Source organism: Roseateles rivi (assembly GCF_043555845.1).
Lineage (GTDB): Bacteria > Pseudomonadota > Gammaproteobacteria > Burkholderiales > Burkholderiaceae_C > Roseateles > Roseateles rivi.
In genome coordinates this window covers 377715-398527 of the sequence record NZ_JBIGHZ010000004.1, presented here as the reverse complement: position 1 = coordinate 398527, position 20813 = coordinate 377715, and the positions used below count along the sequence as shown (strand labels likewise).

Here is a 20813-nt window from a genome sequence, read left to right as displayed (position 1 = left end):
GGTGCTTGGCACTAGCAGCTCAGCACCAACAGGCGGGGGGGCGTTGGCAAGACCAGCTCGACGGGGCGCGGAGGGCCCGGGTCGGCGAAGTGAGAGAACTCATGGCGAGGGTATTTGTGACTGCACGCTCTTGTCGGCGCCTGGGCAATTTAAGTGTTAACCCTCAATCCTCTAAACAATGCTTTCTTGTTTGCTTATGCGGTGGCTGTACTCGGATCTGTGCTTCAGCCCACCAAAAGCTTTTTGAGCGGCGCGGGCAGCGCGTAGGTGGGCAGCTCCTCGCGCGCCACCCAGCGCCCGCTGTCGGCGGCCTCGGCCTGGCGCAGCAGCGCACGGCGCGGGTGCAGCACCCAGTCGAAATGCGTCAGCGCGTGCTCCATGCGAGGCAGCACTTCGGGCTCGCCGCCAAGCGCGCGGGCGCGCTGCAGCAAATCGGCCTCGGTGTCGAACAGCGGCAGGCTCCACAGCCCCGCCCACACGCCTTTGTGCGGGCGCTGCTCCAGCCAGATGCGGCCTTCGTGCTCCAGCCACAGCCACCAGTTCTCGCGCTGGCTGCGTTTGAGCTTGCGGGTTTTGATGGGAAAGCGCGTGGGCTCGCCCTGCGCGCGGGCGCGGCACAAATCGCTGACTGGGCACAGCAGGCATTGCGGGCTGCGCGCCGCGCACAGGCTGGCGCCCAAATCCATCAGGCCTTGCGTGTAGGCGGGCATGTCGGCGCTGGCCTCAGGCAGCAGTGCCTGGGCGTGAGCCCAGAGCTGCTTCTCGGCGGTGCTGCTGGCGAGGTCGCCCTCAAATGCCAGCAGGCGCGAGAGCACACGCTTGACGTTGCCATCCAGAATCGCCACGCGCTGCTCAAAGCAAAAAGACGCGATGGCCGCAGCGGTGGAGCGCCCAATGCCAGGCAGCGCCACCAAAGCCTCGGCGCTGCTGGGGAACTGCCCGCCGTGCTGCGCCACCACGGCCTGCGCACAGCGGTGCAAGTTGCGCGCGCGGCTGTAGTAGCCCAAGCCCTGCCACTGCGCCAAAACCTCGTCCAGCTGCGCCTCAGCCAAGTGCTGCACGGTGGGAAAACGCTCGGTAAAGCGCTGGTAGTAGCCCAGCACCGTGCTGACCTGGGTTTGCTGCAGCATGATTTCCGACAGCCACACGCGATAGGGCTCGCGCGTGTTTTGCCAGGGCAGCGCGTGGCGGCCATGGCTGCGCTGCCAGGCCACCAGCCGGGCGGAAAAATCCTCAGGGAGCTTCACTTCTTTTGACACTTGGGGCAGTAGTAGGTGGAACGCTGGCCCTGCACGATGCGCCGCAGCGGCGTGGTGCAAACCCGGCAGGGTTGGCCTTCGCGGTCATAGACCTGGGCCAGCATCTGAAAGCTGCCGGCCACGCCGTGGGCATCGCGAAAGTCGCGCAGCGTGCTGCCCCCGGCATTCAGGGCGCGGCCCAGCACATCGCGCACCGCCGCCACCAGGCGATCGCAGCGCGCAGGGCTGAGTTTGTGGGCCGGCAGGCGCGGGTCAATGCCAGCCAAAAACAGCGCCTCGCAAGCATAGATATTGCCCGCACCCACTACCACATCGCCCGCGAGCAAGGCTTGTTTGATGGCCACACGGCGGCCCGCCAGGGCCTGCTTGAGGTAGCGCCCATCCAGCCGTGGGTCAAAAGGCTCCAGGCCCAGACGCGCCAGCAAGGTGGCCGCCGGGGCGGCGTCCAGCGCGCGTGACCACACCACCGCGCCAAAACGGCGGGGGTCGTGCAGGCGCAGCAGCCCGCGGTCGGTCCACAAATCAAAGTGGTCGTGCACGCCCGGCGCGGGCCGCTCGCGCGTCAAACCCAAAGACCCCGACATGCCCAGGTGCAGCAGCAGGCCGCCTTCGAGCCCACTCTGGCCCGCCAGCAGCGGCAGCCAGATGTATTTGCCACGGCGCTGCGCCAGGCCCAGCACACTGCCCTGCAGCGCCTCGGGCGCCACGCCCAGCGGCCAGCGCAGGGGCTTGCCCAAACGCGCCTCCAGCACGCGCGCGCCGCAAAGCGCCTGGGCAAAGCTCTGGCGCGTGATCTCGACTTCGGGCAACTCTGGCATGGCGCGCATGATACGGGGGCGCACTGCCTAGAATGGCCCGCTGTGGGCCGCCGCACGGCAGCCCGGTCAACCGGAGTTCGCATGACCTCTCCCCGCCGTTTGCGCTGGCCTCAGCGTGTTGTGTTTGCTGCTTTGACACCGCTGCTGGCCGCTGGCAGTGCCCTGGCCGCGGTTGAGAGCAGCGAGCTCAAAAACTCGCGGCTGGACGCGCCCATGTTCTACCAGCTGCTGCTGGGTGAGCTGGAGCTCAACGCCGGGCAGCCCGGCACGGCCTATCAGCTGCTGCTGGACGCCGCACGGCGCACCAGCGACGAAGCCTTGTTCCAGCGCGTGGTGCAAATTGCGCTGCAAGAGCGTGCGGGCGACCAAGCCGTGATCGCCGCGCGCGCCTGGCGCGACGCCCGCCCCGAATCGACAGAAGCGCACCGCACGCTGCTGCAGCTGCTCAGCGCCCTCAACCGCCACAGCGACATTCCCGCCGCCTTCAAAGCCCTGCTGGCCGCCAGCCCGGCCTCGCAACGTGCCGGGATGATCCTCTCCCTGCCCAGCCTGTTCACGCGCAGCGCCGACGGCAAACAAGCCCTGGAGCTGATGCAGCCCCTGCTGCGCGACGCCCAAGGCCAGGCCGACACCCGCCTGGCCGCTTTGAGCACCGAGGCGCGCCTGGCGCTGGGCGCCCAGCGCCCCGATCAGGCCTTGGCCCTGACGCGCAACATCGTCAACGAATACCCCCAGCGCGACGAAGGCCTGCAGCTGGCGCTGGAGCTGCTGCCCCAGCGCGCCGAAGCCGAGGCGCTGATCCAAAACGCGCTGCGCCAAAACCCCGCACGCAGCGACCTGCGCCTGGCCTACGGCCGCGCGCTGGGCCGCGCACAGCGCAGCGCTGACGCCGTGGTGCAGCTGCGCCAAGTGACGGAGCAACAACCACGCCAGGCTGCTGCCTGGATGGCCCTGGCCGCGCTGGAGCTGGACTTGCAGCACGCCAGCGCCGCCGAAGCCGCCTTGCAGCAACTCCAAACCCTGCTGGACCGGCCCGAGGGCGCTGAAGATTTGGGCGAGGCCACCCTGCCCGACGTGCGCCGCCAGCTGCTGCTCATGCGCGCTCAGGCAGCCGAACAGCGCGGCAACTTCGCGCAAGCGGAACAGCAACTCGCCGCCGTGCAAGACAGCGAACCCTCGGCCGATTTGATCTACCGCCGCGCCTCGCTGGCCGCGCGCCAAGGCCAGCTCGAACGCGGTCTGAGCCTGATCCGCGAACTGCCCCAGCGCAGCGCGCAGGAACAGCGCACCAGGCTGCTGGCCGAGGTGCAGCTGCTGCGTGAGCAGCGCCAATGGCAGGCGGCTTACCAGCTGCTCGATCAGGCCGTGCAGCAGCAGCCCAAGGACGTGGACCTGCTCTACGAGCAAGCCATGATGGCCGAGAAGATCGACCGGCTCGACGACATGGAGCGCCAGCTGCGCCGCGTGATCGAGCTCAAGCCCGACCACCACCACGCCTACAACGCGCTGGGCTATTCGCTGGCCGAGCGTGGCCTGCGCTTGAACGAGGCGCGTGAGCTCATCGTCAAAGCCCTGAGCTTCTCGCCGCGCGAGCCCTTCATCGTCGACAGCCTCGGTTGGGTGGAATTCCGCCTGGGCCGGCTCAAAGAAGCCGAAACCCTGCTGCGCCAAGCCTACAGCTCGCGCCCCGACCCCGAAATCGCTGCCCACCTGGGCGAGGTGCTGTGGGTGCAGCAACGCCAGGACGAGGCCCGCGCCATTTGGGACGAAGGCTTGAAGCGCGACCCCAGCAACGAAGCCCTGCGCGCCACACTCAAGCGCTTGGGGGCCATGCCTTGAGGCGCCGCCACAGCGCGCTGGCGCTGCTGAGCCTTTTGCTGAGCGCCTGCGCCAGCGCGCCACCCGCCAGCACCCCGCCGGTGCAGTCTGGCGCGCAGCGCCGCTACAGCGGTCGCCTGGCGCTGAGCCTGGCCGCGGACAGCCCATCGGCACGCCACGCCAAAGGCGGCAGCGCGGGCTTTGAGCTGCTGGGCACGCCGCAGGCCGGCGTACTGAGCTTGATCAGCCCGCTGGGCACGCTCATGGCGCGCGTGCGCTGGAGCGCGCAGCAGGCCTGGCTGCAGCAAGGCGCCGAGGACGAGCAGCTCTACGACTCCATGGACGCATTGCTGGCGCAGCTGCTGGGTGAGGCCCTGCCGCTGGCCGCGCTGTTTGACTGGCTGCATGGCCAGCCCTGGAGCGGCGCCGCGCACGACGCCGTGGAGCCGCAAGCCTTTGTGCAGCTGGGCTGGCGCGTTGACCTGCGCCGCATGGCCGAGGGCCTGCTGGTGGCCAGCAAGCTCGGCCCCAACCCCACCGAACCCTTGGCCGTTTTGCGCGTCAAGTTGGACCAAGACTGAAGACCCTCTGCCCTGACCCCGCATGCGCGCTCTCTACGACCTGCCCGCCCCCGCCAAGCTGAATTTGTTTTTGCACGTGGTGGGCAAACGCCCTGACGGCTACCACCTGCTGCAATCGCTGTTTGTGCCCATTTCATGGGCCGACACCCTGCACATCGAGCGGCGCGACGACGCGCTGCTGCGCCGCCACGACCTCAGCCAAGCCCTGCCCGAAGACGACCTGTGCCTGCGCGCTGCACGGCTGCTGCAGCAAGCCAGCGCCACAAGCCTGGGCGCAGACATCCACATCGAGAAACAAGTGCCGTCGGGTGCGGGCATGGGTGGCGGCTCCTCAGACGCCGCCACGGTGCTGCTGGCCCTCAACCGGCTGTGGGGCCTGAACTGGCCGCTGTCGCGGCTGCTGCCGCTGGGGCTGCAGCTGGGCGCTGATGTGCCCTTCTTCCTGGGTGGGCGCCCGGCCTGGGTGCAAGGCATTGGTGAAGACCTGCTCCCCCTTGCCCTGCCCACGCAGCGCTTTGCCGTGGTCAAACCTCCGGCCAGTTTGGGCACGAAAGAAATTTTTTCGAGCCCACTCTTGCAAAGGTCAAATTCTGTGGCTATAGTAGCGGGCTTTCCTGCACTGAACGGCGCAGACGACAAACGCGAAGCGGGAGTCGGCAGCGGCGGCGCAGAAGCGGGGCTCGATTCAAGCCTTGGCGGCGGCAAATCAGCGGTTCAACCGACGGTTTTGCAGCAGCTCAGCAGTGGATGGGGTCGCAACGATTTGCAGGCAGCCGCAGAGGCCGCCAGCGAGCAAGTCAGCGAGGCCTTAGCCTTCTTGAAGCAGCGTTTCGGCAATAGCCGAATGACAGGTTCGGGAAGTGCAGTATTCGCACGAATTGAGTCGGCAGTGATGGATAATGATGACAACGACGACCAGCTGACGGCGACAGGACTGAAGGGTTTGCCTTCAGGCTGGGTTGGAAGAAGTTGTCACAGTCTAGAAGTTCATCCGCTACGCGGCTGGATTGAAGACTGAAGGTTTCGGGGTGTTGCGTGTCTCGCGCAATGTCCTGTGTAGGGGAGTCGCCAAGTTGGTTAAGGCATCGGATTTTGATTCCGACATGCGAGGGTTCGAGTCCTTCCTCCCCTGCCAAATTCTTTCTTTCTGACCTCCGGGACCCGCTGGGTTGGCCACCGGGCCTCTTCACAAGGATGGCCCGCCGTGCTGCTCAATACGGTCCTCTTCACGGGTAACGCAAACCCCGCTCTCTCCCAAGAAATCGCCACCCATCTGGGCCTCGAGCTCGGTAAGGCTGTGGTTGGCCGCTTCTCCGATGGCGAAGTGACCGTGGAGATTCAGCAAAACGTGCGCGCCCGCGATGTCTTCGTGGTGCAGCCCACCTGCGCTCCCACCAACGAAAACCTGATGGAATTGCTCATCATGGTCGATGCCTTGAAGCGCGCCAGCGCTCGCCGCATCACCGCAGTGATTCCCTACTACGGCTACGCCCGTCAGGATCGTCGTCCCCGTTCCACCCGCGTGCCCATCTCCGCCAAGGTGGTGGCCAACCTGCTGGAAACCGTGGGCGTGGAACGCGTGCTGACCATGGACTTGCACGCTGACCAGATCCAGGGCTTTTTCGACATCCCCGTGGACAACATCTACGCCAGCCCGGTGCTGTTGTCGGACCTCAAGGCCCGCAACTACTCGGACCTGGTGGTGGTCAGCCCCGACGTGGGCGGCGTGGTGCGCGCGCGTGCACTGGCCAAGCAGCTGGGCTGCGATCTGGCCATCATCGACAAGCGCCGCCCTGCGGCCAATGTGTCTGAGGTGATGCACGTCATCGGTGAAATCGACGGCCGCAACTGCGTGATCATGGACGACATGATCGACACCGCCGGCACGCTGGTGAAGGCGGCCGAGGTGCTCAAGGAGCGCGGCGCCAAGAGCGTGTTTGCCTACTGCACCCACCCCATCCTGTCCGGCCCCGCGATCGAGCGCATCAGCAACTCGCACCTGGACGAGGTGGTGATCAGCAACACCATTCCGCTGACCGAAGCCGCGCGTGCTTGCAGCAAAATCCGCCAGCTCTCGGTGGCCTTCCTGTTTGCTGAGACCATTCGCCGCATCTCCGATGGCGAATCGGTGACGTCGCTGTTCTCGGAGCAGAACAACAATTTCTAAACAGGCTTTCGCGCGCACAGCGCGAGCCCAGCAGAACGCCAAGTTCTCAACCTAGTTTTTAACGAGCCTGCCTGGTCGCGGGTGGGCTCACACGCAGTGCCATGGGGGTGCTGCGTTCTTTTGGAGACCGTTATGAAATTCGTCGCTTTTGAGCGCAAGTTGCAGGGGACCGGAGCGAGCCGCCGCCTGCGTTTCGCAGGCAAGGTGCCTGGCATCGTTTATGGCGCGGGTGAGCCGGCCGTGATCGAGCTGGATCACAACGCCCTGTACCACGCCATGAAGAAGGAAGCTTTCCACAGCTCCTTGCTGGACATGGAACTCAACGGCACTGTGACCAAGGTGCTGCTGCGTGACTACCAGATGCACCCCTACAAGCAGCAAGTGCTGCACGTGGACTTCCAGCGCGTGGATGCCACCACCAAGATCACCAAGAAGGTGCCTCTGCACTTCGTGGGCGAAGCCGAGTCCGTGGCGGTCAAGACCGACAAGTGCACGGTCAACCACATCATCACCGAGCTGGAAATCACCTGCCTGGCCGAGCAACTGCCTGAGTTCATCGAAGTGGATCTGAGCGGCCTGACCGTCGGCCACTCGGTGCACGTCAACGACATCAAGCTGGCTGCCCACATCAAGATCGTCACCCACGGCAAGCCCAACCCCGTGCTGGCCACGGCTGTGCCGCCGGTGGTGGAAGAGATTGTGGTCGCTGCCGCTCCGGCTGCCGACAAGGGCAAGGCCAAGGGCAAGGGCAAGAAGTAATTCGCCCGCCTTCGCACTTGTGCATGAATACCCCGCCTCGGCGGGGTATTTTTTTGCCTGTTCGAAAGCAGCTGCCGGCCAGGCGCCACGGCCGGGCGGCCAAATCAGGTATGAAACGGCCAAGCTGCGACACGCTCCGGCCATGTCGGTGGCTTTCGCGCGTTTACCCTGCCCGCCCCGCGAAGCGCCCTTTCTATATTCACCCTCAACCGAGGTTTTGGCCCTCGCCCACCTTGTGCTGGCGCGGCGCCGCATGGCTAGGAGATTGCTGATGAAAACACGTGCTGCTGTGGCTTGGTCCGCAGGCGAACCCCTGAGTATTGAAACCGTGGACCTGGACGGCCCCCGCGCCGGTGAGGTGCTGGTGGAGATCAAGGCCACCGGCATTTGCCACACCGACCACTTCACGCTCTCGGGCGCAGACCCCGAAGGCTTGTTCCCGGCCATCCTGGGGCATGAGGGCGCAGGCGTGGTGGTGGATGTGGGCCCGGGCGTGACCACGCTCAAGCCCGGCGACCATGTGATTCCGCTCTACACACCGGAGTGCCGGGGCTGCAAGTTCTGCCTCTCGCGCAAAACCAATCTGTGCCAGCTCATTCGCGGCACGCAGGGCAAGGGCCTGATGCCCGACGGCACCTCGCGCTTTTCCATCGGCGGCAAGCCCATCCTGCACTACATGGGCACCTCGACTTTTGCCAACCACATCGTGGCGCCCGAGATTGCGCTGGCCAAGATCCGGCCCGACGCGCCTTTTGACAAGGTTTGCTACATCGGCTGCGGCGTCACCACGGGCGTGGGCGCGGTGCTGTTCACCGCCAAGGTGGAGGCCGGGGCCAATGTGGTGGTGTTTGGCCTGGGCGGCATTGGGCTGAATGTGATTCAGGGCGCACGCATGGTGGGCGCGGACAAGATCATCGGCATCGACCTCAACCCGGAGCGCGAAAAGATGGCGCGCCAGTTCGGGATGACGCACTTCATCAACCCCAAAGACGTGGACAACGTGGTGGACGCCATCGTGCAGCTCACCGACGGTGGGGCGGACTACAGCTTTGAGTGCATTGGCAACGTCAAAACCATGCGCCAGGCGCTGGAGTGCTGCCACAAGGGCTGGGGGCAGAGCGTCGTGATCGGCGTGGCCGCAGCGGGCCAGGAGATTGCCACGCGGCCCTTCCAGCTCGTCACTGGCCGCGTCTGGAAGGGCTCGGCCTTTGGCGGCGCACGCGGGCGCACCGATGTGCCCAAGATCGTGGACTGGTATATGGAAGGCAAGCTGCAGATCGACCCACTGATCACGCACACGCTCAAGCTCGAGCAGATCAACGAGGGCTTCCACCTGATGGAGCGCGGTGAGTCCATTCGCTCGGTGGTGGTGTTTTGATGAGCACGGTGGCGACGCTGAGTGAGCATGGCTGCTGGGGCGGCGTGCAGAGCTTTCATCGCCATGACTCGGCGGAGATTGGCGCGCCCATGCAGTTCAGCGTGTTCCGCCCGGCACGCGCTGACACCGCACGCAAGCGCCCCACGCTGATCTACCTCGCCGGCCTGACCTGCACCGAAGAGACCTTCCCCATCAAGGCCGGTGCCCAGCGCATGGCCGCCGAGCTCGGTCTGACCCTGGTGGCCCCGGACACCAGCCCGCGCCAGACCGGCATTGAAGGCGCGGACGCAGCCTGGGACTTCGGCCACGGCGCGGGCTTTTACCTCGATGCGCTGCGCACGCCTTGGTCGGCGCGCTTTCGCATGGAGAGCTATGTGGTGCGCGAGCTGCGCCAGCTGCTCATTGACGAGTTCGACGCGGACCCCACGCGCCTGGGTCTGTTTGGCCACTCCATGGGCGGGCACGGCGCGCTGACGCTGGCGCTGCGCCACCCGGAGATGTTTCGCAGCGTCTCGGCCTTTGCGCCGATTTGCGCGCCCAGCCAGTGCCCCTGGGGGCACAAGGCTTTTGGCAACTACCTCGGTGAGGACCCAGCGCTGTGGCGAGCCCACGATGCCTGCGAGCTGATCCGTTCGGGCCGACGCCTGCCACCGCTGTTGGTGGATCAGGGCCTGGCCGACAAATTCCTGGCCGAGCAGCTGCACCCGCATCTGCTGGAGCAGGCATGCGCCGAAGCTGGTCAGCCGTGCCAGTTGCGTCGCCACGAAGGCTACGACCACGGCTATTACTTCATCCACAGCTTCATTGCGGACCATTTGGTGCACCACGCCAGACTCATGACGCTGTAGGCAGCGCACCGGGGCAGTCGGTTCGAAGTAGGCCGTGCGATTCAACAGGAGACGCCAGCATGAAACTCTACGACTTCGAACTCTCGGGCAGCTGCTACAAGATTCGCTTGTTGCTCAACTGCCTGGGGCTGAATTACGAGGTGGTCAACGTTGACTTCGTCAACAAGGAACACAAGACCCCCAAGTACACCGCGCTCAACCCCTTCGGCGAGATTCCCATCTTTGAAGACGGCCCTCTGCGGTTGCGCGATGCGCAGGCCATCATGGTTTACCTGGCGCGCAAGTACGACCGCGACAACTACTGGTACCCCAACGATGCGGAAGCTCAGGGCCGCATCAACCAGTGGCTGGCGACCGGCGGCGGCGAAGTGATGAACGCCGCCGGTGCGCGCTTGGTCAAAATCCTGAACTACCCGCTGGACCTGGAGAAGCTCCAAGCCGGCGCGAATCGGGCTTTCAAGATCCTGGACGACCACCTCGCCACGCGCGAGTACCTGGAGCTCGGCCACCCCACCATCGGCGACCTGGCCTGCTTCCCCTACACCGCCATGGCGGGCGAGGGCGGCATCGACCTGTCGCCCTACAAGAACATCCTGGCTTGGATTGCGCGCATCAAGCGCATGCCGGGATTCATCCCCATGCCAGGGATTCCGGCGGCCTGAGCCAGGTGCCCGCCTGATGGCACAGCAGTTCTCTGATTTGTGGTTTGAAGATTCAAAAGACTAGGAGACTCGCATGCAAACACCCAATAGCAAGTCCAGGCGCGGTTGGGGCGCCTTGCTGGCAATGCTGGCCCTGCCCATGGCAGTGCTGGCCAATGCCGATCTGGAACAGAAGATGGCCAACCCCGGCAACTGGGCCGCGCAGGCTGGCGACTTCTACAACCAGCGCTACAGCAAGCTCAACCAGATCAACAAGGCCAACGTCGGCAAGATGCAGGTGGCGTGGACCTTCTCCACCGGCGTGCTGCGCGGCCACGAGGGCTCGCCCCTGGTGGTGGACGGCATGATGTACATCCACACGCCCTTCCCCAACAAAGTGTTCGCCGTTGATCTGGACACGCAAAAAATTGTCTGGAAATACGAGCCCAAACAAGACCCGGCGGTGATTCCGCAGATGTGCTGCGACACGGTCAACCGCGGCGTGGCCTATGGCGAGGGCAAGATCTTCTTGCAGCAAGCCGACTCCACGCTGGTGGCGCTGGACGCCAAAAGCGGCAAGGTGGCCTGGAGCGTGAAGAACGGCGACCCCAAGCTCGGCGCGGTCAACACCAACGCACCGCACGTGTTTGGCAACAAGGTCATCACCGGCATCTCCGGCGGTGAGTGGGGCGTGCGCGGCTTCCTGGCCGCTTACGACCTGCACACCGGCAAGCTGGCATGGAAGGGCTACAGCACCGGGCCGGACGACGAGATGCTGATCGACCCCGATCGCACCATGACCTACACCGACGGGCGCATGCAACCGGTGGGCAAAAACGCCTCCATCTCCACCTGGCAGGGTGAGCAGTGGAAGACCGGCGGCGGCACCACCTGGGGCTGGTACAGCTACGACAAGGCACTGAACCTGGTCTATTACGGAACCGGCAACCCCTCGACCTGGAACCCCTCGCAGCGTCCTGGCGACAACCGCTTCTCCATGACCATTTTTGCGCGCGACCTCGACACGGGCATGGCCAAGTGGGTCTATCAGATGACGCCGTTTGACGAGTGGGACTTCGACGGCATCAATGAAATGATCCTGGCGGACATCAACGTCAAGGGCAAGCCGCGCAAGACCCTGGTGCACTTCGACCGCAACGGCTTTGGCTACACGCTGGACCGGGTGACGGGCGAGCTGCTGGTGGCCGAGAAGTTCGACCCCGCCGTGAACTGGGCCTCGCACGTGGACATGAAGACGGGCCGCCCCGTCACCGTGGCCAAGTACTCCACCGCGCGCAACGGTGCTGACGTCAACACCAAGGGCGTCTGCCCCGCAGCCCTGGGCACCAAGGACCAGCAACCCGCTTCCTTCGACCCCAACACCAAGCTCTTCTACGTGCCCACCAACCATGTGTGCATGGACTACGAGCCCTTCAAGGTCGACTATGTCGCGGGCCAGCCCTATGTGGGTGCCACGCTGTCCATGTTCCCCGGCCCCAATGGCGGCGGCAATATGGGCAACTTCATTGCCTGGGATGCTGGCACGGGCAAGATCGTGCAGAGCAAGGGTGAGAAGTTCTCGGTGTGGAGCGGCGCGCTCAACACCGCAGGCGGCATCTCCTGCTTTGGCACGCTGGAGGGCTACCTCAAGTGCGTGGACGCCAATGACATCAACAAGGAACTGTTCAAGTTCAAGACGCCCTCGGGGATCATTGGCAACGTCTTCACCTACCTGCACAAAGGCAAGCAGTACCTCGGTGTGTATTCGGGCATCGGGGGCTGGGCCGGCATCGGCATGGCCGCAGGTCTGGAAAAAGACAACGACGGTCTGGGCGCCGTGGGTGGCTACCGTGAGCTGAGCAAGTACACCGAACTCGGTGGCTCGCTGACGGTGTTCGCGCTGCCGCAGCAGTAAACCTGCACCACCACCCCCGGCGCGCCCATGCCAGGCCTGCCGGGGGCTTGGCCCCAACCCTGTACGACATGGAGCCCCGCTTATGACCCTGCAAACACTTCGACTGCGCTCATTGCTGTGCCTCTGCTGGCTGCTGTGCGGCGCAGCCTTGGCCGCCGACGCACCGCCCTACAAGGTGGTGGAAGGCTACAAAGTCGACGCTGAAACCATGAAGGGCTTTCGGGCCTGGCGCACCGGCGCCTGTGATCGCTGCCACGGCGCCAACCAAGAAGGCATGGTGGGCCCCTCGCTGGTCAACAGCTTGAAGACACTGAGCAAAGACGAGTTCGTCAAAACCGTGCGCGATGGCCGCCTGGACAAAGGCATGCAGAGCTTTGGCAACAACGAAGCGGTCATGAAAAACATCGACCAGCTCTACGCCTACCTCAAGGGCCGCTCCGATGGCGCCATCACCCGCGCCAAGGTCGAGGAAATCAAATGACCGCCCAGGCCGCCGCGCTGGCCTTGGCGCTGCTGCTGGCCGCGGCCTGTGCGCCCCCTGCTGCCCGGGCGCAAAACGCCGATGAGCCCGAACCACGCAGCGCCCTGCGCGTCTGCCAGGACCCCAACAACATGCCCTTCTCCAACCTGCAAGGCGAGGGCATAGAAAACCGCATTGCGGCCCTGTTTGGCAAAGCCCTGGGGCTGCCGGTGCAGTACTACTCCTTCCCGCAGCGCATGGGCTTTGTGCGCAACACCCTGCGCATGAAGCTGCCCGGCGAGGACTACCGCTGCGACATCATCATGGGCGTGCCCGTGGGCTTTGACCAAGTGGCCCAAACCCAGCCCTACTACCGCTCCACCTATGCGCTGGTGATCAACACCCAAAACCCCGCGCTGCAGGCGGTGCGCAGCCCCGAAGACTTTTACGCCCTGCCCGAGCCCCAGCGCAGCGCGCTGCGCATCGGGCTCTACGACCGCTCCCCCGCCACGCCGTGGGTGAACCGCCACGGGCTGGTGGCCCAGGCCGTGCCCTACCCCATGCTCAGCCCCAACCCCGAGCAATACCCCGGCGAGATCATCGAGCGCGACCTCAAGGGCGGCAAGATTGACGCCGCCGTGGTGTGGGGCCCGATCGCGGGCTACTTTGTGCACCGCGCTGGCAGTGGGCAGCTGCGCGCTTTGGCCCTGCCCTCTGAACCCGGTGTGCGCTTTGACTACGAAGTGGCCATGGGTGTGCGCTATGGCGAAAAAGCCTGGCAGGCCCAGGTGCAGCAACTGCTGGTGAGCCACCGCACCGAGATCGACGCCATCTTGCGTGAATTCCACGTGCCGCTGCTGCCCCCGGCCGCGGCAGCCAAGAACTGAGCCCCGCCATGAAACCCTCTGCCCGCACGCCCTTGTTGTTGTCGCTGCCACTGGCGGCGGTGGCGCTAAGCTTGGCTTGCCTGCCACTGCGCAGCGCGCGTGCGGCCGAGGCCGACAACCTGGCCGACTACCCCACGCTGGAGCGCGTGCTCTACGTTCAGGAGTGCCGCAAAGAACACCCCGGGCCTGAGTTTGAGATGACCAGCAAATGCGTCTGCGCGCTCGAAGCCACGGCACGCCAGTACCGCTTTTCGGAGTACCTGACGCTGTCCACCGAGCTCAAGGGCGTGTCCATTGGCGGCGAGCGCGGCGGCGTGCTGCGCGACAACGACGCCGTGCAAAGCGCGGTGCGCCGCTACCGCGCCCAACAAGCCCAGGCCAAGCAGGCCTGCTTCATCAGCACGGCGCGCTAGGGCTCTGAACACGCGCTGCTTGGAGGATTTGCACCATGGCGCCCACCTCTCAACGTCGCCAAGCCCTGCAAGGCTTGGGGCTGCTGCTGCTGGCCCCGCAGGGCTGGGCCACCAACCCACCGCCCCGCCCTGCGCCGCCGCCCAACCCGGAGCACTCCGCTCGCTGGCAGGGCATACGCCGCAGCCTGTTTGGCGACCAAGCCCTGCTGGAGCCGGGCAGCGCTCTGCAGCTGGACATGCCTGCGCGCGCCGTGGACGCCGCACAAGTGCCGCTGCGCCTGCAGGCCCAGCCCCTGCCCCAGGCCGGGGAAGTGCAAGCCCTGTGGCTGGTGATCGACGAAAACCCCAGCCCACTGTCCATGGCACTGACCCTGCACGGCCCAGCCCTGGCCTTTGTACAAACCCGCGTGCGCGTGGACAGCTACACCCATGTGCGCGCCATCGCGCGCTGGCGCGACGGCAGCCTGCGCATGGCCACCCACTACATCAAGGCGGCTGGGGGCTGCGCTGCGCCGCCCCTGCCTGCCCAAGGCGCCCGCGCGCTGGGCGACATCGAGTTGCAAGTCCAAAGTCCCGCAGAGGGCGTGCAAGAGCTGCAGGCGCGCATCGAGCACCCCAACCACAACGGCCTGGCGCTGGACCCCCTCACGCGCCTGGCCACACCGGCGCACTTTCTGAGCGAGCTCAAACTCAGCCTGGACGAGCAGCCACTGCTGCAGGCACAGCTGGATTTCTCCATCAGCGACCCACCCACCCTGAGCCTGCGCTGGCGCGGTGCGGCGCAAGGCCAGCTGCGGCTGCACGCCACTGACAACCGCGACCAGCACTTCCAGCAAACACTGCAACTCTGCGCAGTACCGCGTTGAACCAACGCCCCGCAAAGGCCCGCCATGCGCACCGCCCCAACCCGCGTCGCCCCGGCCTTGCTGCTGCTGGTTGGGCTGTTCGCCTCCCCCGGCCAGGCCGAACCCATGGACCAGCGCTATGCCGCGCTGGACATCGAGCCGCGGCGCGAGGCCGATGGGCGCTGGGTGTTCCAGCTCCAGCCCGCGTTGGCGCTGGCACAGCGCCAGCACAAAAACATCTACCTGCTGTTGACCGCGCACGACTGCGGCTTCTGCCAGCGCTACGAACGCTTTCTCAACGCCAATGCCCAGCAACTCGCACCCGTGCTGCGACAGCAGCATGTGCTGGTGGTGCTGCGTGCCAGCCTGGCTGCGCAAGGCAATGCCGTGCAGTTTGAAGCCTACGGCAAGACATGGCCCTACCAGGCCTTTCAATACCTGCTGGGCGACGAGCGCCAGCGCCGCTTGCAATACCCCGTGGTGTGGCAGCTCAGCCCCCAGTTGCGCCTGCTGCAGCAACTGCCCTACGGCACCGGCACGCTGGAAACCGTGGCCGACCAGGTCGAGATCTGGAGCGATATCCCGGCGGCCGCCGCACCCCCCTTATCTACGGGGTCGGACTAAGCCGCATTGCCCTGCAAGCCTGGCATGGTCAGGATGCGCCCAGTTTGCTAGGCGGGAGTGCGGCACCCCGCGGCACGCCCCCTGGGTCTGTCATTGCCGCAGGAGTTCTGTCATGCCCACCCACCACAACGGGGGCCGCCATCGCGTGGCCATCGTCATCTACCCCGGCTTCAAAGCGCTGGAGGCCGTGGGCACGCTCAGCGTGTTCGACTACGCCAACCGCCGCCTGTGGCAGCGCGGCCAGGCGGCTGGCTATGAGCTGACCTTGGCCTCGGTGCACGCTGGCGGCGTGCCCTCTGAAACCCTGCTGCAACTGCAAGCCACCAGTTCGCTGGAGGCCTTGGGCGTGCCGCAAACGGCCATCATCGTGGGTTGCAAAGACATTGAACTGGCGCTGCAACACAACCCGGAGCTGGTGCGCTGGGTGGCGGCCATGGCGCCACAAGTCGAGCGTCTGGTGGCGCTGTGCACGGGCAGCTTCTTTCTGGCTGAGGCGGGCTTGCTCAAAGGCTGCGCGGCCACCACCCATTGGAGCACCGCATCCCTGCTGGCCCAGCGCTACCCGGAGGTGAGCGTGCAGTCCGACGCCATCTACCTGCGCAGTGGCCAGGTGTGGACCAGCGCGGGCGTGACCGCCGGCATAGACCTCGCCCTGGCCCTGGTGGAAGAAGACCACGGCCGCGAGCTGGCGCTGGACATCGCGCGCGACTTGGTGGTCTACCTCAAGCGCCCTGGCGGGCAATCTCAGTTCAGCGTGCACCTGGCCAGCCAGCGCTCCAACCACCCCAGCCTGCGCGAGGTGCAGGACTGGCTGCTGGACCACCTCGATGCCCCCGTCTCCATGGCCGACCTGGCCAGCCGCGCGGCCATGAGCGAGCGCAACTTCCGCCGCGTCTTCCAGCGCGAAACCGGCACCAGCCCGCTGCAGTTCGTGGAAAACGCGCGCCTGGAAGTGGCGCGGCGCCTGCTGGAAGAAGGCAACCTGCCGCTCAAAAGCGTGGCCGGCCGCGTGGGCTTTGGCTCCGAGCAATCGCTGCGCAAACTCTTCGTCAAACACCTGGGCGTGGCCCCGCACGAATACCGCGAGCGCTTTGCCAGCGCGCGGCGCGACGCGCGGCATTGAGCCGAGGCATTGCCTCAATACTGCAGCTGCGCACTCAAGCCCAGACCCCAGCTGCGGCCCGGGGCAGGTTCGAAGTAACGGCCATTTCCGTCGTTGACGATGACCGAACCCACATAGCGGCGGTTGCTGAGGTTGTCGCCGCGCACAAAGGCTTTGAGCGTCCAAGGCCCCGTGCGCAGCTCCTGGCTGAGGCTGGCCCCCAGCAGGGTGTAGGCGCTGGCGGCGTCGGTGTTCAAGTCGTTGACGGGCACGGCGCCCAGGTGGCGCAGCTCCAGCGCCGCGCGCAGCCCCCGGGTAGGCAGCCAGTCCAGCGTGGCCGCCAGTTGCTGGCGCGCCAGGCCCGGCAGGCGCGCGCCAGCGGGCACGCTCACGCTGGGCCGCGCGCAGGGGGCGGCGGTGCAGGTGAGAAAGCCGTCGCGGTACTGCGCATCCAGCCAGGTGTAGGCGGCCTGGGCCTGCCACTGGCGCGCCCAGCCCTGGCTGCCCGCCCAGCTCCAGGCCAGTTCAGCGCCACGGCGCTGGGTGCGGCCCGCGTTTTGAAAGGTGCTGCGCCCACCCTGGTTGGTGAGGGTGACGATTTCTTGCGAGGTACCCACCTCGAACAGCGCCAGGTTCACATCCCCCAGCGCGGCACCACGGGTTTTGAGGCCCAGCTCGGTGTGGCGGCTGCGCGCGCCTTGCAGCGCCAGATTCAGCCCGGTCTGGCCGCCTGCGCGGTAGGCCAGCTCATTGAGCGTGGGGGTTTCAAAACCACGGCCCCAGGCCGCGTACACGCGCCAGTCGGGCGCCACGGCCCAGCTCAGGCCCAGGGCTGGGGTGGTGGCGCTGTAGTCCACCGCGCCGCTGTCGTCGGGGTTGGTGGCGCTGATGTAGTGGTCTTGCGAGCGCACGCGCAGCTGCGCGCGGCGCAGCCCGGCGCTGAACTCCAGCTGCGGCAGCAGCCGCCAGCTGAGCTGGGCGTAGGGGTCGCCGCTGCTGGCGCGGTTGTCCTCGTTGCGGCGCAGCGCGCCTTGCACGCCCAGCTGCTGGGCCGCGCCGCTGCCCAGAAAGTTTTGATAGCCGCTGCGCTGCTCGGCCAGGCCATCGCGCGTGTAGCCCAGCACCAGGCTGGCCTGGGGCGAGAGCTGCCAGCGCCACTGCAGGTCCAGGCCCCGGTAGTCGCGTTCCAGCGCAATGACCCCGCCCGGGTGGGTGGCTGCGGCCTGCGTGCCCACGGGAATGGCCTGGAATTGCTCGGTGTCGCGGTGCCCTTGCCACAGGCTCAGCTGCAGGCTGTGCTGGGGGCTGAGGCGCTGCTCCCACTGCAAGCCCAGCTGCGTTTGATGCATTGTTTTGCGCGTGTTGAAGCTCAGCGCTGCAGGGTCCACACCGCGCGGGTCGGCCTGCATTTGCGCGCGCGTCAGGCCCAGCGGGTCCTGCGCCTGCGGCAGGGCCACGCTGTTGAGCACCAGGCGCAGCTGGGTGTCGGCCGTGGGTTGCCAGCTGAATTTGGCATTGCCCAGGCGCCGCTCGGTCTGGCTGTTCTGGCGCCAGCCCTCGGTGCGAAAGCGGCTGGCGCCCAGCACCACGCCCAGCTCGCCCACAGCGCCGCTGACGTTCACCGCCAGACGCTGGCTGTCGTCGGGCCCGCTCCAGGCACTGAGCTGGGCACGCGGACGGCCACGGCCGTCTTCGGTGAAGACTTGAATCACCCCGCCCGCCGCGTTGCCGTAGAGCACCGAGTAGGGCCCGCGCAGCACCTCCACGCGCTGCGCCGTGCCCAGGTCGATGTGCGAGATCTGCCCTTGCCCATCGGGCTGCGTGGCCGGAATGCCGTCCACCAACAGGCGCACGCCGCGTATGCCAAAGCTGGCACGCGCACCAAAGCCACGGATGGAGAGCTGCGCGTCCTGCGCGTAGTTCTGGCGGTCACGCACCACCAGCCCCGGCACCAGCGCCAAGCCGTCGGAGAGGTTGATCAGCGCCTTGCCCTCACGCAGCTGCGCAGCATCCACGCCGTCCACCGAGGCGGCCAGCTCAAAGGCCGAACGCCCCTCGCGCGTGACGCTGAGCACCACCGGATCCAGGCGCGGCGCGGCCGCCTCCTGCGCCTGAGCCGCACCTTGAACCCCCACTCCCACGGCCAAACACCAGATGGCTTTCATATTGGTCCTCGTTGGCTGATGCAGTCCACCCCAAACGCCGCACGACTGTGCCGCCTCAGGTGCCTTTTGTGCAGCCCTGTTGACATCCCCCCCACAAGCCTCCCCCCGAGGCAAGCGAGCGGGTTTCCCCCTTGAGCCACAGGCCAGCTTTGGCTCGCCAATCGCACATGCAACACCGCAGCCCACCTGCAGCGGGCCGCCATGTCACGTGTTACGGGCCCCAAAGGTGGCGCCAGCTCAACACCGAAAGTCCTAAAGTCGACGCCTTGCTAGCCGATTGCCATGCCCAGGAGATCGCCGTGCGGGCACCGCAAAAATTCACCCAATGCGTACAAGCCGTGCGCAACATCCAAGCACCCCATCGAAAACCTGGACAGCACAGCCAGCGCGCGCTGTGGATTGAAGTGGCCTTGCTGCTGCTGGGCTTGCTGCTGCTGCATTTTTTGTTTGATTACATCGACGCCTACGAGCGCTTCTACGAATTCTCGCGCCGTCACGAGTCCTGGGAGCTCGACGAGCTGATGGTCACCGTCACCCTCTCGCCTGTGTTTCTGGCCATTTTTGCGGCGCGGCGCTGGCGCGAGGCACAGGCCCGCTTGGAACAGTCGCTCACCGACGAGCTCACCCTCATCCCCAACCGCCGCCACGGCAGCAGTGTGCTGGCCGAGGAGGTGCGGCGCGCGCTGCGCTACGAGCGACCGCTGGCCGTGGTGCTGATGGATTTGGACCACTTCAAAGCCGTCAACGACCAGCTCGGCCACGATGTGGGCGACCAGGTGCTGCGCCAGGCCGCCCGCACCTTGATGCTGGGCATACGCCAGCAGGACTTGCTGTGCCGCTGGGGCGGCGAGGAGTTTCTGCTCATCTGCCCCGAGGTAAACCTCGATCAGGTCCAGCAGCTGGCACTGCGCTTGCTCGACGCCCTCAGCCAGGACGTGAGCAGTGCATTGGGCCCCGTCACCGCAAGCATGGGTGTGGCGGCCCTGAGGCCCGAGGGCGAGCACCCCGACGCGCTGATCAAACGCGCCGATGTGGCCTTGGGTCAGGCCAAAGGCGCCGGGCGCAACCGCGTGGTGTGCGCGCCCTTCGTCTGAGGGCCGGCCCCTGGGGCACAGCCGGCCGGATAATCCCGCCCCATGATTCGCCTGTTTGTTGGCCTGGGCAACCCCGGCTCTGAATACGAAGACACCCGCCACAACGCTGGCTTTTGGTGGGTGGACCAGCTCGCACGCCAGTGGCGTGCCACCTTGCAGCCCGAGCGCAGCTACCACGGCCTGGTCTCGCGCGTCACCCCGCCCGGTGCCAGCGGCCCGGTGTGGCTGCTGCAGCCCATGACGTATATGAACCTCAGCGGCAAATCGGTGGCCGCGCTGGCACGGTTTTTCAAAATCGCGCCCGAGGAAATCCTGGCCATCCACGACGAGCTGGACCTGCTGCCGGGCGATATGAAGCTCAAGCAAGGCGGCGGCAACGGCGGGCACAACGGCTTGAAAGACATGCAGGCCCAGCTGGGCTCAGCCAACTTCTGGCGCCTGCGTCTGGGCATAGGCCACCCCGGGCACAAGGCCGAAGTGGCGGCCTATGTGCTGCGCAAAGCCCCGCAGGCCGAGCGCGATGCCCTGCAAGCCTGCATCGACAAAAGCCTGCCCACCGCAGCGCTCATGCTGCAAGGCCAGATGGCGCAGGCCCTGGCGCAAATCCACGCCAAGCCGCAGCGCCCCAAGCCCCCGCGCCCCAGCCCAGCTGCGGCCGCCAAACCCGAGCCTGAGGCCTGAGCCAACACGGCCTCATAGCGCCCCTGCGGCACGGGGTGCGGGGCTAGAATCCGCCGCGTTGGTGCTCGCGCGGCCTGTTCTGGCGGCGCAGTGAAACGGGAATCGACCGGGCCTTGCCGCGCAAAGCGGCAAAGCCCCAAACCGAGCTGTCCCCGCAACGGTAAATGGCCGCAGCGCTGCACGCGCTGCGAGCTGCCTTGAACACACCCACTGGCGCTGCCGCGATGCAGGGCTGGGAAGGGTTGGGCGGCGTGTGCCATCAGCCCGGAGACCGGCCAACAGCGTGAGGCTCACCTCTTGGGGCGGGCCTTGGTATGCAGCCTGCGGCCGGGGAAGCGGCGGGCTGGCTGACTTCGCC

20 protein-coding genes, 1 tRNA gene and 1 riboswitch are annotated in these 20813 nt (G+C 66.3%); of the genes, 18 read left to right on the top strand and 3 right to left on the bottom strand.

The features are described from left to right. Positions 1 to 224 precede the first annotated feature (224 nt). Together mutY and mutM are read right to left on the bottom strand one after the other, a co-directional pair. Positions 225 to 1259, bottom strand: coding sequence for an A/G-specific adenine glycosylase (mutY, locus tag ACG0Z6_RS12005; RefSeq protein WP_394461685.1), 1035 nt, complete (start codon positions 1257 to 1259; stop codon positions 225 to 227). Beyond that, on the bottom strand, positions 1244 to 2077 hold the full coding sequence (mutM, locus tag ACG0Z6_RS12000; RefSeq protein WP_394461684.1) for a bifunctional DNA-formamidopyrimidine glycosylase/DNA-(apurinic or apyrimidinic site) lyase: 834 nt from the start codon (positions 2075 to 2077) through the stop codon (positions 1244 to 1246). Before mutM ends, mutY begins: the two co-directional genes overlap by 16 nt. An 81-nt stretch (positions 2078 to 2158) precedes the next feature. Between mutM and ACG0Z6_RS11995 the strand changes: the two genes are divergently transcribed. From ACG0Z6_RS11995 to ACG0Z6_RS11920, 16 genes are all read left to right on the top strand, one after another. Beyond that, positions 2159 to 3916: a tetratricopeptide repeat protein gene (locus ACG0Z6_RS11995; protein WP_394461682.1), complete on the top strand. Its 1758-nt coding sequence runs from the start codon at positions 2159 to 2161 to the stop codon at positions 3914 to 3916. Beyond that, a complete protein-coding gene (locus ACG0Z6_RS11990) occupies positions 3913 to 4476 on the top strand; it encodes a lipoprotein insertase outer membrane protein LolB (RefSeq protein WP_394461680.1) in 564 nt (187 codons plus the stop codon). Before ACG0Z6_RS11995 ends, ACG0Z6_RS11990 begins: the two co-directional genes overlap by 4 nt. Positions 4477 to 4498: 22 nt before the next feature. Next, the gene (gene ispE / locus ACG0Z6_RS11985; protein WP_394461678.1) at positions 4499 to 5494 is read left to right on the top strand and encodes a 4-(cytidine 5'-diphospho)-2-C-methyl-D-erythritol kinase; all 996 of its coding nucleotides are present in this window, start codon (positions 4499 to 4501) and stop codon (positions 5492 to 5494) included. 40 nt (positions 5495 to 5534) lie between these two features. Further along, a tRNA-Gln gene (locus ACG0Z6_RS11980) sits at positions 5535 to 5611 on the top strand. Between the two features lie 69 nt (positions 5612 to 5680). After that, the gene (locus ACG0Z6_RS11975) at positions 5681 to 6643 is read left to right on the top strand and encodes a ribose-phosphate pyrophosphokinase (protein WP_394461676.1); all 963 of its coding nucleotides are present in this window, start codon (positions 5681 to 5683) and stop codon (positions 6641 to 6643) included. A gap of 132 nt (positions 6644 to 6775) precedes the next feature. After that, positions 6776 to 7402 carry a 50S ribosomal protein L25/general stress protein Ctc gene (locus ACG0Z6_RS11970; RefSeq protein WP_394461674.1) on the top strand — a complete coding sequence of 209 codons (627 nt, stop codon included), beginning with the start codon at positions 6776 to 6778 and terminating at the stop codon, positions 7400 to 7402. A gap of 271 nt (positions 7403 to 7673) precedes the next feature. Beyond that, positions 7674 to 8780: an S-(hydroxymethyl)glutathione dehydrogenase/class III alcohol dehydrogenase gene (locus ACG0Z6_RS11965; protein WP_394461672.1), complete on the top strand. Its 1107-nt coding sequence runs from the start codon at positions 7674 to 7676 to the stop codon at positions 8778 to 8780. Then, positions 8780 to 9628: an S-formylglutathione hydrolase gene (gene fghA, locus ACG0Z6_RS11960; RefSeq protein ID WP_394461670.1), complete on the top strand. Its 849-nt coding sequence runs from the start codon at positions 8780 to 8782 to the stop codon at positions 9626 to 9628. The genes ACG0Z6_RS11965 and fghA overlap by 1 nt, the downstream gene beginning before the upstream one ends. Before the next feature lie 59 nt (positions 9629 to 9687). Beyond that, the gene (locus ACG0Z6_RS11955; RefSeq protein ID WP_394461669.1) at positions 9688 to 10290 is read left to right on the top strand and encodes a glutathione S-transferase family protein; all 603 of its coding nucleotides are present in this window, start codon (positions 9688 to 9690) and stop codon (positions 10288 to 10290) included. Between the two features lie 124 nt (positions 10291 to 10414). Beyond that, positions 10415 to 12184 (top strand): methanol/ethanol family PQQ-dependent dehydrogenase, encoded by a 1770-nt coding sequence (locus ACG0Z6_RS11950; RefSeq protein WP_394461955.1) that lies wholly within the window; start codon positions 10415 to 10417, stop codon positions 12182 to 12184. 82 nt (positions 12185 to 12266) lie between these two features. Further along, positions 12267 to 12665, top strand: coding sequence for a c-type cytochrome (locus ACG0Z6_RS11945; RefSeq protein WP_394461667.1), 399 nt, complete (start codon positions 12267 to 12269; stop codon positions 12663 to 12665). After that, positions 12662 to 13531 carry a quinoprotein dehydrogenase-associated putative ABC transporter substrate-binding protein gene (locus ACG0Z6_RS11940; RefSeq protein ID WP_394461665.1) on the top strand — a complete coding sequence of 290 codons (870 nt, stop codon included), beginning with the start codon at positions 12662 to 12664 and terminating at the stop codon, positions 13529 to 13531. Before ACG0Z6_RS11945 ends, ACG0Z6_RS11940 begins: the two co-directional genes overlap by 4 nt. Before the next feature lie 8 nt (positions 13532 to 13539). After that, positions 13540 to 13944 (top strand): hypothetical protein, encoded by a 405-nt coding sequence (locus ACG0Z6_RS11935; protein WP_394461663.1) that lies wholly within the window; start codon positions 13540 to 13542, stop codon positions 13942 to 13944. Positions 13945 to 13979: 35 nt separating this feature from the next. Beyond that, complete coding sequence (locus ACG0Z6_RS11930) at positions 13980 to 14810, top strand: quinoprotein dehydrogenase-associated SoxYZ-like carrier (protein WP_394461661.1); 831 nt, start codon at positions 13980 to 13982, stop codon at positions 14808 to 14810. Between the two features lie 24 nt (positions 14811 to 14834). Then, complete coding sequence (locus ACG0Z6_RS11925; protein WP_394461659.1) at positions 14835 to 15413, top strand: thioredoxin family protein; 579 nt, start codon at positions 14835 to 14837, stop codon at positions 15411 to 15413. A 112-nt stretch (positions 15414 to 15525) separates the two neighbouring features. After that, positions 15526 to 16536, top strand: a complete 1011-nt coding sequence (locus ACG0Z6_RS11920) for a GlxA family transcriptional regulator (protein ID WP_394461658.1) — start codon at positions 15526 to 15528, stop codon at positions 16534 to 16536. Between the two features lie 14 nt (positions 16537 to 16550). Here ACG0Z6_RS11920 and ACG0Z6_RS11915 read toward each other — a convergent pair whose 3' ends face one another. After that, entirely contained in the window at positions 16551 to 18680 is a 2130-nt protein-coding gene (locus ACG0Z6_RS11915) for a TonB-dependent receptor domain-containing protein (RefSeq protein ID WP_394461656.1), read from the bottom strand. 299 nt (positions 18681 to 18979) lie between these two features. Between ACG0Z6_RS11915 and ACG0Z6_RS11910 the strand changes: the two genes are divergently transcribed. Together ACG0Z6_RS11910 and pth are read left to right on the top strand one after the other, a co-directional pair. Next, positions 18980 to 19774 carry a GGDEF domain-containing protein gene (locus tag ACG0Z6_RS11910; RefSeq protein WP_394461654.1) on the top strand — a complete coding sequence of 265 codons (795 nt, stop codon included), beginning with the start codon at positions 18980 to 18982 and terminating at the stop codon, positions 19772 to 19774. 42 nt (positions 19775 to 19816) lie between these two features. Continuing rightward, complete coding sequence (pth, locus tag ACG0Z6_RS11905; protein WP_394461652.1) at positions 19817 to 20455, top strand: aminoacyl-tRNA hydrolase; 639 nt, start codon at positions 19817 to 19819, stop codon at positions 20453 to 20455. 42 nt (positions 20456 to 20497) lie between these two features. After that, positions 20498 to 20749: riboswitch (cobalamin riboswitch) on the top strand. The last annotated feature ends 64 nt before the right edge of the window (positions 20750 to 20813 follow it).